This window comes from Agathobacter ruminis, from assembly GCF_002735305.1.
Lineage (GTDB): Bacteria > Bacillota > Clostridia > Lachnospirales > Lachnospiraceae > Roseburia > Roseburia ruminis.
Map to the genome: position 1 here is coordinate 52,349 of NZ_PDYG01000134.1, position 15,915 is coordinate 68,263.

12 protein-coding genes and 1 tRNA gene are annotated in these 15,915 nt (G+C 46.7%); 12 read left to right on the forward strand and 1 reads right to left on the reverse strand.

Annotation, left to right across the window (positions count from 1 at the left end; genetic code table 11):
- Positions 1–28 precede the first annotated feature (28 nt).
- Genes CSX02_RS12375 through CSX02_RS12390 form a run of 4 tightly spaced genes read left to right on the forward strand, consistent with a single transcriptional unit; the run spans position 29 to position 6,546 of the window.
- Positions 29–1,963 carry an EAL domain-containing protein gene (locus CSX02_RS12375; protein WP_099386905.1) on the forward strand — a complete coding sequence of 645 codons (1,935 nt, stop codon included), beginning with the start codon at positions 29–31 and terminating at the stop codon, positions 1,961–1,963.
- A complete protein-coding gene (locus CSX02_RS12380) occupies positions 1,944–3,572 on the forward strand; it encodes a sensor domain-containing diguanylate cyclase (RefSeq protein WP_099386906.1) in 1,629 nt (542 codons plus the stop codon). Before CSX02_RS12375 ends, CSX02_RS12380 begins: the two co-directional genes overlap by 20 nt.
- A complete protein-coding gene (locus CSX02_RS12385; protein WP_242970485.1) occupies positions 3,565–4,362 on the forward strand; it encodes a class I SAM-dependent methyltransferase in 798 nt (265 codons plus the stop codon). Before CSX02_RS12380 ends, CSX02_RS12385 begins: the two co-directional genes overlap by 8 nt.
- Positions 4,363–4,365: 3 nt before the next feature.
- Entirely contained in the window at positions 4,366–6,546 is a 2,181-nt protein-coding gene (locus CSX02_RS12390) for a glycogen debranching protein (RefSeq protein WP_099386907.1), read from the forward strand.
- A gap of 52 nt (positions 6,547–6,598) precedes the next feature.
- Here CSX02_RS12390 and CSX02_RS12395 read toward each other — a convergent pair.
- Positions 6,599–6,672 (reverse strand) — tRNA-Pro (locus CSX02_RS12395).
- Between the two features lie 46 nt (positions 6,673–6,718).
- Between CSX02_RS12395 and ymfI the strand changes: the two genes are divergently transcribed.
- The 8 genes from ymfI to CSX02_RS12435 all read left to right on the forward strand — a co-directional run bounded on the left by ymfI (position 6,719) and on the right by CSX02_RS12435 (position 15,804).
- Positions 6,719–7,480, forward strand: coding sequence for an elongation factor P 5-aminopentanone reductase (gene ymfI / locus CSX02_RS12400; RefSeq protein WP_242970486.1), 762 nt, complete (start codon positions 6,719–6,721; stop codon positions 7,478–7,480).
- A 122-nt stretch (positions 7,481–7,602) separates the two neighbouring features.
- Positions 7,603–8,886 (forward strand): O-acetylhomoserine aminocarboxypropyltransferase/cysteine synthase family protein, encoded by a 1,284-nt coding sequence (locus CSX02_RS12405; RefSeq protein WP_099386909.1) that lies wholly within the window; start codon positions 7,603–7,605, stop codon positions 8,884–8,886.
- Between the two features lie 38 nt (positions 8,887–8,924).
- Positions 8,925–9,614, forward strand: a complete 690-nt coding sequence (locus tag CSX02_RS12410; protein ID WP_099386910.1) for a hypothetical protein — start codon at positions 8,925–8,927, stop codon at positions 9,612–9,614.
- Positions 9,615–9,660: 46 nt separating this feature from the next.
- Complete coding sequence (gene trkA / locus CSX02_RS12415) at positions 9,661–11,052, forward strand: Trk system potassium transporter TrkA (protein WP_099386911.1); 1,392 nt, start codon at positions 9,661–9,663, stop codon at positions 11,050–11,052.
- A 10-nt stretch (positions 11,053–11,062) separates the two neighbouring features.
- The gene (locus CSX02_RS12420) at positions 11,063–12,526 is read left to right on the forward strand and encodes a TrkH family potassium uptake protein (protein WP_099386912.1); all 1,464 of its coding nucleotides are present in this window, start codon (positions 11,063–11,065) and stop codon (positions 12,524–12,526) included.
- A gap of 10 nt (positions 12,527–12,536) precedes the next feature.
- Positions 12,537–13,307 carry a histidinol-phosphatase gene (locus tag CSX02_RS12425; RefSeq protein WP_031543619.1) on the forward strand — a complete coding sequence of 257 codons (771 nt, stop codon included), beginning with the start codon at positions 12,537–12,539 and terminating at the stop codon, positions 13,305–13,307.
- A gap of 17 nt (positions 13,308–13,324) precedes the next feature.
- Positions 13,325–14,722: an MATE family efflux transporter gene (locus tag CSX02_RS12430; RefSeq protein ID WP_099386913.1), complete on the forward strand. Its 1,398-nt coding sequence runs from the start codon at positions 13,325–13,327 to the stop codon at positions 14,720–14,722.
- Between the two features lie 11 nt (positions 14,723–14,733).
- Positions 14,734–15,804 (forward strand): endonuclease/exonuclease/phosphatase family protein, encoded by a 1,071-nt coding sequence (locus tag CSX02_RS12435; RefSeq protein WP_099386914.1) that lies wholly within the window; start codon positions 14,734–14,736, stop codon positions 15,802–15,804.
- Positions 15,805–15,915: the final 111 nt, after the last annotated feature.

Consider the following 15,915-nt stretch of genomic DNA (forward strand, 5'->3'; position numbering starts at 1 on the left):
ACTGTTCCGGACAAGGGGACCGCCATCGATGGAAAATATGATTTGGGATGCGCGTTATGAATTGACCGCATTGATTATGCTCATTTTATTTTTGGTATTCTATCAGCTGCAACGCTCACTTCCACTGAAGAAAAACCGCGTCTTCATGGGAATGCTTGTGGCTGAATTGTCATGCATACTTTGGGATTTGATCGCATCGTATATCAGTACGTGGCATATGCGCTATCCGACCTGGATGCTCGAAATCTCGAATATGCTCTATTTTCTCTTTTTGATTTCAGTTTATTATTTGTTTTCTGTATATTGTCGATGCACGGCACGGGAGCGCGCCGCCGATCCGATTCTCAGATGGTGGCAGCTGCGGGTACCGCTATGGTTTGCGATAGCGGTACTGATCAGCAATCCGTGGACCAAAGCAATCTATGATGTCAGCCGCGAGAACGGATATGTCCGGGGCTGGATGTATTATTATTTGATTCCTGCGATCCTGATTCTTTATACGGTTATTTCCTTGGCATTTGTGCTGTATTATCGCAAATATCTCTCCATCCGCGAAAAGGGTGGACTTTATGCATTTGTGATCTGCACAATGTTAACCAGTATGCTTCAGATTTATTTCTTCCCGTATTTACTGATTACAAATATCGGACTGAGTACAGGTGTGGCAATTAATTATCTTGCGATGCAGAATCCGGAATTTGACAAGGATCGCAAAACACGCAATTACAATCTCGAAGGATTCGGCAGATATACGAGTGAACAGCTTCGTATGGGCAAGGAATTTCAGTGCATGGCAATTGGATTTGCCAATTATAAGACACTTTTGTCAATTTACGGATCGCAAAAGATGGACCGACTGCTCAACCGGATCGGAATCCGATTGCGGAACCACTATAACCATGCGGTAACATTTTATATTCACAATGGCCGTTTTGTGCTTGTATTCCCGCGGCATATAGAAATCAATCCGATTGAGACAGAATTGATTGCATATTTTGACAGGAACTTTGGATTAAACAAAGATGTGCTGCAACTGAATCTGCGACTGGCATATCTGTATGCGGACAAGCAAATCAAAAAACCGTTTGATATCGGAGAGAGTCTGGAGATGGCATTGGATGATGCATGCAGAAAAGAAATCTATCAGTTAAAAGTCGTCGACGATGCACTGATGGAAAAGCTGTATCGTGAACGCGAATACCACAGAGCTTTGCATGATGCAATCGAAAAAGACCATGTCGAAGTATTTTATCAGCCGATTTATGACAGCAAGTGCGAACTGTTTACCATGGCGGAGGCATTGGTGCGCATTCGTGATCCGAAGCTGGGATTGCTGTTTCCGGATACATTCATTTCGATTGCAGAGAAAGACGGCACGATACTGGGCCTTGGCAAAATCGTATTCCGCAAGGTTTGTCGATTTATCAGGGAACATGACCTTGATGCGCTGGGAATTCAGGCAATTGAAGTCAATTTGTCACCGATTCAGTGCCGCCACAGATTCCTCGCGGAAGACTATTTGAAAATCGCGGAAGAATATGGGATTGATCTGAACAATATTGTATTTGAAATTACCGAGTCGGCTACGGTTGGAGTTGCCAGGATGGGCAAGATGATGCAGCAATTGCAAAAGGCAGGCGCCCGTTTTGCACTGGATGACTACGGAACGGGATACTCCAATATGATCAACGTGATGTCTCTCCCGTTTTACTGCATCAAGATTGACAAATCGCTGGTGTGGAGCTATTTCCGCCATGAAGACTGGATTCTGCCGAAATTTGTCCAAATTTTTAAGGACGATTCGCTTACGATTGTTGCCGAGGGGGCGGAAACAAAGGACATGACAGATGGTCTTATTGAGATGGGATGCGATTATGTCCAGGGATTTTATTATTCAAAACCGGTTGAAGAGAAGGTATTTTTGGAATTCCTGAAATCGCATAATGAAACGAGGAAAGAATGAAAAAATCAGCCTATGTGAAAAAATATTTATTATACTTGTCATAGCGTTGTGCGGGCTTACGACATTCTGTGCATTGATCGGAGCGCAGCTGGTGCGCCAGTCTGTGACACCCGTTGAGACCCGTACGCTTGAGCCGACGGTGTGTCTGGAAAATTTAGAGGATGAGATACTCACATTCAAATTTATAGGAGCGGAATGGGTGCAGGGACGCAGCACCATTATGTTTTATACCAGCCATCAGACGGTAAAAGTGGAAGCGGACGGAAAGGTGATTTATGAGCGCAAACCGGTGAACAGTATTTTCGGACATTCGCCGGGATCTGCATGGAATCATGTGACCGTTCCGGCCAAGACAAAAGAGTTGATTGTGACAATTGATGCGGTATACGAAGACGCCATCATCAATACAAATATCGAATTTACGGTCGGCGCCGGTTCGTGGATGATTTTGGAGCGAATCAGGAACGGATTTGTTCATTCATTGGTATGTCTGCTGATCATCATGATTGGAATCTGCCTGATTACATATTATCTGATTACGCGCGCGGTCAGAAGCGACCTGCGTGAATTGCTTTATCTCGGCATTTTTGCGTTGCTGCTTGGATGGTGGGGATTTGGCGAGACGGAGCTGGCACAGATTATCATCACAAACCGTGTGCTGGCCTCCTTTACCGCGTTCCTTGCGATTGGAGCAATGGGACCGAGCTCGATTCTGTTTGCGCGTTATTTCTTTAAGACCAATGACAAAATCTTTTTCTATACTGTGATGACCTACTGTATCCTGATTATGGTGGTTCCTACGGTGCTGCAGATTGCAAATATTGTGGATTTTCGCGAAATCGCCATAGTCATTCAGTCTACGATTCTGGCAGGACTGTCCTATTGGCTGTACGCGCTGACGGTACATTTCCGGAGAGGTACGGAGCGGTATAAAGGAGTCGTCAATATGATTGGACTTGGTATTCTGACCGTGGCAATCGGAATTGACTTTATGGCTTATTATACCGATCGCACGAGTGCGAACCGCACCGGCAAATTCGGATTTTTGATTTATATTATTTTGCTCGGAGCAGAGACGCTGCATCACAGCGTCAAGAATTTCGAGGAGCATCATCAATTGGAATTTTACAGGGAGATGGCTACGACAGATGCCCTGACCGGCTGCCTGAATCGGAATGCGTATGAGCATGCGCTGGCAGAACTGGGAAACCCTGACGAATATGCGGTTGCCACATTTGATCTGAACAATCTGAAACATTGCAATGACACCTATGGGCATGCTACCGGAGATGAATATATCATGCGTGCATCGCGCATTATGCGTGATGTGATCGGCAAATACGGAAAATTATATCGCACGGGCGGAGACGAATTTGTCGCACTCCTTCCGCGCGTCAGCCTGCGCCGTCTGCAGAACATCCAGCAAAAGGTGGCAGCGGACGAGCTGTTTGATATCGGTGATGTGCCGATCGGAGAATTGGGTTGTGCATGCGGTTATGCCAAATACGATTCGACGAAGGACAAGACGCTCGAAGATACTGTCAAGCGCGCAGACGCGAATATGTATGAAACGAAAAAAATGATGAAGGATCACAAAGTTATTGAATAAACTGGAAGAATACTATAACAAATTTAATGAGGAAAAACGCTTGAATTCCAGACATGGGCAGGTGGAATTTGCCGTGACCATGCATTATCTGCATTTATATCTGCAGGAGCTCGAAAAAAGCGGAATTCCAAAGAACCGGATACAAATCCTTGATGTCGGTGCCGGAACCGGCCGTTATGCGATCCCGCTTTCCGAGGAAGGATATAGCGTGACTGCAGTGGAACCAGTTCGCCACAATCTGGGCAGACTGAAACAAAACGGCCCGCTGGTGCAGGCATATCAGGGGCGCGCCGAAAAATTAAAACGCTGTGCCGATCAGATGTATGATGTGGTATTATTTTTCGGACCGATGTATCATATAAAGGAACAAGAGCTGCGCCTGGCTGCGATGCAGGAGGCATACCGCGTACTGAAGCCAAGCGGACATCTGTTTGTCAGTTATATTATGAATGAATACAGTGTGCTGATGTATGGGTTCAAAGAACATCATATCCGGGAAGCAATGGCAAGCGGAATGATTGATCCGCAGTTTCACTGCACGGATTTGGCCAATCCACTGTATGAATATGTACGTCTGGAAGATATCAGGGCGCTGAGCGATCAGGCCGGATTTGAGCGGGAAAAGCTGATTGCAGCGGACGGACCTGCGAATCATATGCGTCGCATTCTTAATGAGATGGACGAAGAAGAATTTGCATTATTTATTCAATATCAGCTGACAGTCTGTGAGCGACCGGAATTGCTTGGGGCAACATGTCATGCGCTTGATATATTAAAGAAGGGGATGTAACAGATGAGAAAACAGCATATCATCATTAAAGGTCTGGCAAATGAAAAGGAGCCGGAACGCAAAAAATTTGAAAATGTCCCTTCGCGATTGGGAAATGTCAGCGCACTTCAGCCACTTGACGAGATCTGTGGATTTAAAGTCAGACCGGGACATTACCGCACCGAAGGTGCGCATATGGCAGAAAACGGTGTCAGCTTTACCATCAGCTCACACGGAGCAAAAAGCTGTACCCTGCTGCTGTTTCACGCGGGGGAACAAAAACCGTATGCGAAGCTGAAATTCCCGGACAACTATCATATCGGCAACCGTTTTTCGATGCTGGTATTTGATCTGGACATCGAAGATCTGGAATATGCATACAGTTTTGACGGACCTTATGATCCGGAGCGAGGACTGCTTTTTAACAAAGACAATGTCATTCTCGACCCGCATGCGAAAGCGGTGACGGGACAGCATGAGTGGGGCCAGAAGCCAAAGGGCAATAAACCTTTTGTCTATCATGCCCGCGTCGTACGCAATGACTTTGAGTGGGGCGCAATGAAAAATCCGGAAATCCGGTTCGAGGATCTGATTATCTATGAGACACATGTGCGCGGATATACCAAGGACTCCTCTTCCGGTGTGCACGAGAAAGGCACCTATGAGGGGCTGCGCCGCAAAATCCCGTATTTAAAGGATCTTGGCGTCAATGCGGTAGAGCTGATGCCGATCTTCGAATTTGACGAGATGGAGGGAGAGCGCTACCATAACGGGCGCAAACTCTACAACTATTGGGGCTACAGCACAGTCAGCTATTTTGCCCCGAATACGAGTTATGCGTTTTTTAATGAGCACAATCATGAGGGCGATGAGTTAAAACGCCTCATCTATGATTTGAAGAAAAACGGAATCGAGGTCATTCTCGATGTGGTATTCAATCATACCGCAGAAGGAAATGAGCACGGTCCATGTTTCTCATTCAAGGGAATTGACAATAATATTTATTATATGCTGACACCGGACGGATATTACTACAATTTCAGCGGCTGTGGAAATGTCATGAACTGTAATCATCCGGTGGTACGTAATTTTATTGTAGACTGTCTTAGATATTGGGTAACGGAATATCGCGTCGACGGATTCCGCTTTGATCTTGCCTCTATCCTGAGCCGTGATCAGAACGGTGCTCCGATGGAGCGCCCGCCTTTGCTGGAGGAGCTGGCTTTTGATACGGTGCTTGCAAAGACGAAACTGATTGCGGAGGCATGGGATGCCGGCGGCATGTATCAGGTAGGAAGCTTCCCGTCATGGAACAGATGGGCAGAGTGGAACGGCCGCTATCGCGATGATATGCGTCGCTTCCTGAAGGGCGATGAGAATATGGCCGCTGCGGCGATTACCCGAATCACGGGATCGGCCGATCTGTACAGCCAGAACGGCAGGGGATATCGCGCATCTGTGAATTTTATTACCTGCCATGACGGATTCACCCTGTACGACCTGTATTCGTATAATATGAAGCACAATGAAGAAAACGGATGGGATAATACCGACGGCGACAACAACAGCAACAGCTGGAACTGTGGGGCGGAAGGTGAGACAGATGACGTCAATGTGGAGAATCTGCGCCGCCGCATGATTAAGAATGCGTTCTCCGCACTCTTTATGAGCCGCGGACCGGCGATGTTTTATCAGGGCGATGAATTCTGCAATACGCAAAATGGCAATAACAATGCCTATTGTCAGGACAATCCGATTTCGTGGATTGACTGGAGACGTCTGGATGAATACAAGGAGATTCATGATTTTGTGCGGTTCATGATCAAATTCCGCAAGAAGCATCCGATTATTCGCAAGACAACTGCTCAGGCAAGCAACAACCTTCCGGAGATTACCATCCATAACGGATATCCGTTTAACGGACAGACTGACCGCAATACACGCCTGATCGGTGTGATGTACTCAGGACGCAATGAGGCCAATACAAAGGATGATGTGGTCTTTTACGGAATGAATGCCTATTGGGAGCCGATGAGTTTACAGTTGCCGTCCGCACCTTCCGGAATGCACTGGAAGATGGTGGTCAATACCAACTGTGAATACAAAGACGGAGCAGATTTCGGAGCGATGTCCCAGTTCACAGGAAACATGATGCTGGTACCTCCGCGCACAACCGTAATTTTTGAGGCTGTGTCCGACAAATAAGATTTAGAATAACAAAAAAGAGTTCAGCGAAAGCTGAACCCTTTTTTTGAAATCGGCGTGACAGGATTTGAACCTGCGACTTCTACGTCCCGAACGTAGCGCTCTACCAAACTGAGCCACACGCCGTTCCAAACGAAAATGATAATATCACATATTTTGGTTTTTGTCTAGTATGGAATCAAAGAAATGGAGAAAAAATATGAAAGTTGAAAAAGTTGCATTGATTACAGGCGCTTCCAGAGGAATCGGAGAAGCCATTGCACATGCATTTGCAAATGCGGGATATGCGTTGGCATTGTGCTGCAGAAATCATATGGAGGATCTGGAACGGTTGCGCGATACCCTTCTGGAACAATATGATATCCCGGTTCTGATATATCGTGCGGATGTTGCGGACTCTGCAGCAGTCAATGAAATGGTCGCGTCCGTGCAAGCACAGTGGGGACAGATCGATGTACTGGTCAATAATGCGGGCATTTCCATGGTCGGACTGCTTCAGGATATGACCGATGAGGAATGGAACCGGATTGTGCAGACCAATCTGTCATCCGTTTTTTATACTTCACGCGCAGTGATCCCTTCGATGATCGGTAGAAAGTGCGGACAGATCATTCAGATTTCATCCGTATGGGGCAAGGTTGGCGCATCCTGTGAGGTGGCATATTCCGCTACAAAGGGAGGCGTGAATGCATTCACACGCGCATTGGCAAAAGAGCTTGCACCGAGCCATATCTGTGTGAATGCCATTGCATGCGGTGCAATCGATACACAGATGAACGGTCACCTGAGCGCAGAGGAAAAAGCGGATCTCGCAGAGGAAATTCCGATGGGATTCGGCACTCCGGAGGCAGTCGCAGAGGCTGTTTTGCGCCTGACGGAAATGCCGGAATACCTGACGGGACAAGTGATTTCGCTCGATGGCGGGTGGATATAAGAGGAACTTATAACAGGGGATAAATTAAAACCTATTGACCTACTAGGAATAGTGGCGCTATACTCTGTACAAGCAAATGAAACAGAGTAAACGAGAGATAATAAGAAAGGTAGGAATAGGTTATGGCAGATTACAAATTTGAAACATTACAGTTACATGTAGGACAGGAACAGCCGGATCCGGCATCAGATGCAAGAGCAGTACCGATTTATCAGACAACATCTTATGTTTTCCGCAACTCACAGCATGCGGCAGATCGCTTCAGCCTTGCTGATATCGGAAATGTCTATGGCAGAATTACCAATTCAACCCAGGGCGTATTCGAAGACAGAATCGCAGCACTTGAAGGCGGTACGGCAGGACTTGCAGTTGCAAGCGGCGCTGCAGCAATTACTTATACCATCGAAGCATTGGCGCAGGGCGGAGATCATATCGTTGCACAGAAGAGCATTTACGGAGGCAGCTACAACCTGTTGTCTCATACACTTGTTCCATTTGGTGTAGAGACCACTTTTGTAGACATTCACAACCTCGATGAAGTAAAGGCAGCAATCAAGGACAATACCAAGGCAATTTATATCGAGACGCTCGGCAATCCGAATTCCGATATTCCGGATATCGAAGCATTGGCAGAAATTGCACATGCACATCAGATTCCGCTTGTTGTGGATAACACCTTCGGAACCCCGTATTTGATTCGTCCGCTTGAGCATGGAGCAGATGTGGTTGTTCATTCTGCAACCAAGTTTATCGGTGGACACGGTACCACACTCGGCGGAGTTATTGTACAGGGTGCTAACTTTGACTGGAAGGCAAGCGGCAAATATCCGGGAATTTCAGAGCCGAACCCAAGCTATCACGGTGTATCATTCGCAGATGCGGTTGGAAAAGAAGCTGCATTTGTAACTTATATCCGCACCATCCTGTTGCGTGATCAGGGAGCTGCAATTTCTCCGTTCAACGCATTCCTGTTGTTACAGGGAACAGAAACTTTGAGCCTTCGCGTGGAGCGCCATGCGGAAAATACCAAGGCGGTAGTGGATTTCCTCAAGAACCATCCAAAGGTTGCAAGAGTGAATCATCCGTCTCTGCCGGATCATCCACAGCATGCCCTGTATGAGAAATATTTCCCGAACGGCGGCGGAAGCATCTTTACATTTGACATCAAGGGAGATCAGAAAGCGGCACATGCTTTCATCGATCATTTACAGATTTTCTCTCTGCTTGCAAATGTTGCGGATGTAAAGAGCCTTGTGATTCATCCAAAGACCACAACACATTCTCAGCTCAGCGATGAGGAACTCAGCTCACAGGGAATCTATGAGAGCACCATTCGCCTCTCCATCGGAACCGAGCACATTGATGACATTATCGCAGATCTTGAAAGAGGTTTTGCAGCAGTATAACAGTTTAACAGAATATAAAAATATGCTACAATGTCCGTATGAATACATTGAAGCAGGACCCAAAGAATTATGACAAGGGGGAAGCAGAACTGCTTCCCCCTTCTTTTTCGGATGCAATTGCCATGTCGAAGCAACGGGCTGCAATCGCGATCTTAAAGGAGGAAATTGCACGCGATGATGCCGGGTTGTCACAGGCTGCATTTGCATACGCAGTAGAGAAAGGAGCCAAAAAAGTCGTCATTTATCTGTTGAAACATCATGCCCTTGAAAGCCTGGCACCGCTGGGTACGGCGGATGACGATTTGTTTGGACTGATCCGGGAAATCAGACCGGAAAAATTAGATGATGAAATTGTATTTGAGATTTATTTTGCTGCACTTCGCTCGCGCAAGGCGAACGACCGACTGAACCTTCTGGTTCGCTGGGGCGTGCCGTTGGATGTGACGAATGAGGATGGACAGACACTGATACAGGCTCTGGAACATGAGATGGCAAACATATCCTATCCGAAGAACCGACGCGGCGAACTGTTGTTGCGCCGTGACCGACATATCTGTGAGCGGTTAAAAAAACTCGAAGAAACAGGGAGGCTGGCAGGTACTTTGCGAAGACGCAAATGGATTCATGCCGCAGTAATCGGCTTTTGCCTGTTGCTGATTGCCGTCATTTGTTTCTTTGGAGGATATGCAATTGCAAGCGGCGCAGTGGAACAATTGCACCTGATGTGATATAATCAAAGGTCGGATTAGATATTAAATCCAAAAGGAGATTATCATGTTTCAAAAAACAAACAAACAACCGTCAGGCGGACTCAAAATTATCATTGTCGGCTGCGGTAAAGTGGGAAGTACTCTTTTGGAAGAATTATCCAAGGAGGGGCATGAACTTTCCATCATAGATCAACGCAGTGAGCGCATCATGGAGATGACCAATATGTATGATATTCTGGGCATCTGCGGAAATGGTGCAAGCTACAGTGTGCAAAAAGAAGCCGGAATCGAAAATGCGGATCTTGTTATTGCGGTAACAGATTCGGATGAATTAAATCTGCTTTGCTGTACCATTGCAAAACGAGTGGGCAACTGTGCAACCATTGCACGCGTGCGTACTCCGGATTACAGCAAGGAAGTCGGATATTTGCGTGATAAACTTGGTCTGGCCATGATTATCAATCCGGAGCTTGAAGCGGCAAAAGAGGCATCGCATGTGCTGTTCTTACCGACTGCGCTGGAAGTGAATTCTTTCGCGCACGGGCAGGCGGAGATGGTCAAATTCAAGGTCCCGGCGGGAAATGAACTGATTGATATGAGCATTGCACATCTCGGCCGCCATATCACAAATGAAATATTGATTTGCGCGGTAGAGCGCGAAGGGGAAGTATATATCCCAAGCGGTAATTTTATTTTGCGCGAAGGAGATGTGGTTTCTTTTGTGTCCAATCGCAAAGTGGCGCGTGAATTTTTGCATAAGATCGGATTTGAGACACGCCGTGTCAAGAACTGTCTGATTGTCGGTGGTGGTCGCGCCGCATATTATCTTGCCAAAGAATTGTTGCGCGGTGGAATTCGCGTGACCATTATCGAGCGTGATTTCAAACGCTGCGAGGAACTGAGTGTGCAGCTGCCGAAAGCGGTTGTAATCAACGGAGACGGTACGGATAAAGAATTGTTAAAAGAGGCTGGCATTGAGGAGGCAGAAGCATTTGTCGCTCTGACCGGAATCGACGAGGAGAATATCCTTTTGACATTGCATGCAAAGAAGGTTAGCAATGCCAAAGTGGTTACCAAGATCAACCGTATCACATTCACGGAAGTCATCGACAATCTTGACCTCGGTAGTGTGATTTATCCGAAATATATTACATCCGAAGCAATTATCGCATATGTGCGTGCGCGCAAAGCCTCAAAGTGTTCCAATGTGGAAACTCTGTATCATATGTTTAATCACAGAGTTGAGGCAATTGAGTTCAAAGCACAGGAAGAAAGTGCAGTGACCAATATTGCTTTCAAGGATATGCATTTGAAAAAAGACTTATTGGTTGCATGTATCGCGCGCAAAGGAAGCGTGATCATTCCTTCCGGTGATGATTGTATTCTTCCGGGAGACACCGTCATGATTGTCACCAGACATACCGGATTCAATGAATTGACGGATATCATGGCGTAGGAGGAGTAGGATGAACGGTTCGATAGTTCGTGTGATTCTTGGTAATATTCTGAAAATTGCCGCAAGCTTTTTGCTGTTGCCGCTCGTAATCGCAATCGGTTACGGAGAATCAGGCTGGAAATATTTTTTGATTACCATGCTGATCGGCTGGGCGGTAGGTATTTTACTGACCATCAGAAAACCAAAGACCACTGTTTTTTATTTAAAAGAAGGATGTGCGGCAACGGCACTCAGCTGGATTGTGATGAGTCTGCTCGGTTGTCTGCCGTTTTACCTGTCGGGAGAGATCCCGTCTTTCATTGATGCACTGTTTGAGACGGTATCGGGATTTACCACGACGGGAGCAAGTATTCTGCCGGATGTGGAAGCACTTTCGCACGGAATGCTTTTCTGGCGAAGCTTTACGCACTGGATCGGAGGCATGGGTGTCCTGGTATTCATGCTGGCGATTATTCCGATGAGTGGCGGATCCAATATCAATCTGATGCGTGCGGAAAGCCCGGGACCGTCAGTGGGCAAGCTGGTACCGAAAATGCGTACCACAGCCAGAACCCTTTATTTGATTTATTTTGGACTGACCATTGCGGAATTTTTGATTTTGCTGATCGGAGGCATGCCATGGTTTGACGCAATCACCTCGGCACTCGGTACTGCCGGCACCGGAGGATTCGGAATCAAAGGCGACAGCTTTGCAAGTTATGCTCCGCATCTGCAGGTGACTGTAACCATATTTATGATTCTGTTCGGAATCAATTTCAATGCCTATTATTTTATCCTTGTCGGCAACTTCAAAGATGCCTTCAAGATGGAGGAAGTCCGCGCATATCTTTTGATTATTCTCGGATCCTCTGTGTTGATTTTTGTCAATATTATGCATTCGGTAAAAGGGGTATGGGAAGCGTTAAACCAGGCGACATTCCAGGTGGCTTCCATCATTACCACAACCGGTTACGCGACGGCGGATTTTGATCAATGGAATCAGTTGTCCAAATTCCTGCTGTTTTTGCTGATGTTCTGCGGCGCATGCGCCGGCAGTACGGGCGGTGGAATCAAAGTGTCACGATTCCTGATTGTGGGCAAGAGCGTCAAGAAGGAGCTTGGCTCTTATGTGCATCCGCGCAGCGTTAAAAAAATACAGATGGACGACAAGCCGATAGAGCATGATGTCATGCGATCCGTAAATGTTTATTTTGCAACTTTTATGGCTGTGTATGTCATTTCGGTGATACTTGTGTCGATTGAAGGCTATAGTTTTGGCACAAATCTGTCTGCTGTGGCTGCGACCATCAACAATATTGGACCGGGATTTGAACTGGTCGGTCCGACCTGTAATTTCGGATTCTTTAATCCGTTTTCCAAAGTGGTTCTCATTTTTGATATGCTTGCAGGACGTCTGGAATTATTCCCGATGCTGATTCTGCTTTATCCGGCAATCTGGAGAAGCCGCGTGCGGAAATTGATGATACAAAATTAAGGACGTAATTATGTCAGATTTTTTAAAAGCAAATTATCATGCGCATACCTACCGCTGTTTGCATGCTGTCGGTACGGAGCGCGAATATATCGAAGCTGCGATTGAAATGGGCGAAGAGACATTTGGATTCTCGGATCATATTCCCTGTCCGTTTCATGACGGCTATGTTTCCAATATCCGAATGACCATGCAGCAGGCTCCGGAATATGTGCAGACATTGCGTAAGCTTGCACAGGAGTACAAAGATGACATTCGGATTCTGATTGGATTTGAGGCGGAATACATTCCGGCATTCTATAACGAGCAGATGCAAATGGTGCGGGATCTTGGTGTAGATTATCTGATCATGGGACAGCATTTTTGGACAAGCGAAAATATCGGACCGTATTCCGGCAGCCCGACGAAGGACGAAGAGCGCATTCGCCTCTATGTGGATTCGGTCATTGAGGGAATGCAGACCGGAAGCTATACCTATCTGGCACATCCGGACCTGATCAATTATCAGGGAATGGATTCCGTATATGAATTTGAGATGGAGCGTCTGTGCAGGGCGATGCTGGCAATGGATATTCCGCTTGAGATCAATCTGCTTGGCCAGTCGGAAAAGCGCCATTATCCAAGTGACAGATTTTTTGAAATCGCTTCCCGCGTCGGCAACCGTGTCATTCTCGGACAGGATGCGCATGCACCGGAACATATCAAAAACCGCGCGGTTTACGAGGAATGCATGGACCTGGTGCAGCGTCACTCACTGAATCTGATTCATGAACTGAAAATATAATTCACACAGGAGAAGTTATGGCAACAAGGGAAATCACAAAAGAATACGACAATCCGCATGATTTCACGACAGGAAATATTTTTTACAAACTGATTCGCTTTATGTTACCGATTCTCGGAGCATTGATTTTGCAAATTATGTATAGCGCGGTGGATGTCCTGGTGGTTGGGCAGTTTGGAACAACAGAGGGAATTTCGGCAATTTCCACCGGCAGCAGTATCATCAACCTGATCGTCTTTGTGCTAAGCGGCCTTTCGATGGGTGTTACCATTGTGATGGGCCGATATCTCGGGGAGCGCAAGGATGAAAAAATCGGCCGCGTAATCGGTGGCGCTGTGGTGATGTTTGCAGTGATTGCTGTGGTACTGACCGCCCTGCTCCTGATCTTTGCTCCATTCTGGGCAGATTTGATGCAGTCACCGGAGATTGCACATGCAAAAGCGGTGCTCTATATCAGAATCTGTGGCGGCGGAATTATTTTCATTATTGGATATAATTTGATCAGCAGCATTTTCCGCGGCATCGGTAATTCGTATTTACCGCTTTTGTTTGTCGCGATTGCCTGTGTAATCAATATTGTGGGGGACTTGCTGTTTGTCGCGGTTTTGCACTGGGATGTGGCAGGCGCGGCAGCAGCGACGGTGCTTGCACAGGCGTGCAGCCTGATTTTTTCGATTTTAATCTGTAAAAGAAAGGTGATGCCGTTTTCTCTGCGGCGCGAGGATCTGCAATGGCATAATCCGGAGATTCGAAGAGTTCTGGTATGCGGACTGCCGATGGCATTTCAGGAATTGCTGACGGAGATTTCTTTTCTGGCATTGCTTGCTTTTGTCAATGGAATGGGTACGACGGAAGCCATCCGTCTTGCGTCCTCATCCGGCTACGGAGTGGCCAATAAGCTGGTGGGTATCGTGCTCCTCGTGCCGAGCGCCCTGATGCAGTCGATGTCATCCTTTATCGCGCAGAATGTGGGGGCGGGAAAAGAAAAGCGTGCACAAAAGGCAATGGGATTCGGAATGCTCATCGGTGGCACCATTGGATTGTTTATGACCGCGGCAGCAGTATTTTGCGGACAGGAACTGGCGGCAATGTTTACCTCCAATGTGCAGTTCCAGCTGAAGGCTACGGAATATCTGCGCGGCTTCGGACTCGAAGCCATTGTGACCAGTGTTCTGTTTTCCTATATTGGGTATTTTACGGGGCATCACAAGACCTTGTTTGTCTTGTTACAGTCTGTGGCACAGTCGTTTCTGGTACGGTTGCCGCTGGCTTATGTCATGTCCAGAATGTTTCCGGACAATATGCTTTATGTCGGCTTTTGCGCACCGGCGGCGACCATCGTCGGCATATTGATTAATACAGCATATTTTCTGTTTTATACACGCAAGATGATGGAACCGGTGGATTTGGAATAGGAGAGGGTTAAATGAAAATTGTAAAAGCAATTGCAAAGGGAATCGGAATTGTGCTCGGAGCCGCAGTACTTTCTGTGATTATTTTTGTGGCGGTGTTGACTGCAACAGAATACAATCCTTCGGATGTCGAGGCGGTTACGCCTGCCGGAGAGGCGCAGAAGACACTGTCAAAAGGGGACACATTTACCATTGCGACATGGAATCTTGGATTTGGAGCACTCGATGAGACTGCTGATTTCTTCATGGACGGCGGACAGATGGTACAGCCGGCAACCAAAGAAGAATCGATTGCCAATGTCGATGCATTCAAAAACGCATTGTCAAAGATGAATGCGGATGTGATTTTTCTGCAGGAAGTGGACACGGATTCCAAGCGCAGCTATCATGTCAATCAGGTGGATTCGATTGCCGATGGACTGCAGGGATATCAAAATGCTTTTGCATATAATTTTAAGACCCTCTATGTGCCTTATCCGATTCCGACCATCGGAAAGGTAAACAGCGGAATAGCTACTTTTTCGCAGTATGATATGAGTGAGGCGGCGCGCGTGAAACTGCCTTGTCCGTTCTCCTACCCGGTCAGACTGGTCAATCTGAAGCGATGCCTGCTGGTGACAAGGATTCCGATTGCAAATTCGGATGCACAGCTGGTATTAGTCAACCTGCATCTGGAAGCATATGACGACGGAGAAGGAAAAATTGCCCAGACCAAACAGCTGAAAGAATTGCTGAACAAAGAGGTCAAAGCCGGCAATTATGTCATTGCGGGTGGTGATTTTAATCAGACTTTTTCAAATGTGGATACCTCTTCCTATCCGTTGCTCTCAGAGGATTTATGGAAGCCGGGCGCTATTGATGTGACAGGGTTTGAGGGCATGACCTTTTATGCGGACAATCGCGTGCCAACCTGCCGTTCACTGGACAGGGTGCTTGCGGAAAGTGACCGCGATGATTTTCAGTATTATATGCTCGATGGTTTTATCGTATCTGACAATCTGACGGTCAAATCGGTTGAGACAAAAGATTTTGGATTCAAAAATACGGATCACAATCCGGTGACCCTGGAGGTACAAATCCCATAAAATCGGCATGAGCCTATTTGCCCCGTTTCGTCAAGTAAAAAAATTCTCAAAGAATTTTTGGGTTTTTTATAAATTATGCCAAGTGGTTTTCCGATACTATATATTGTATAA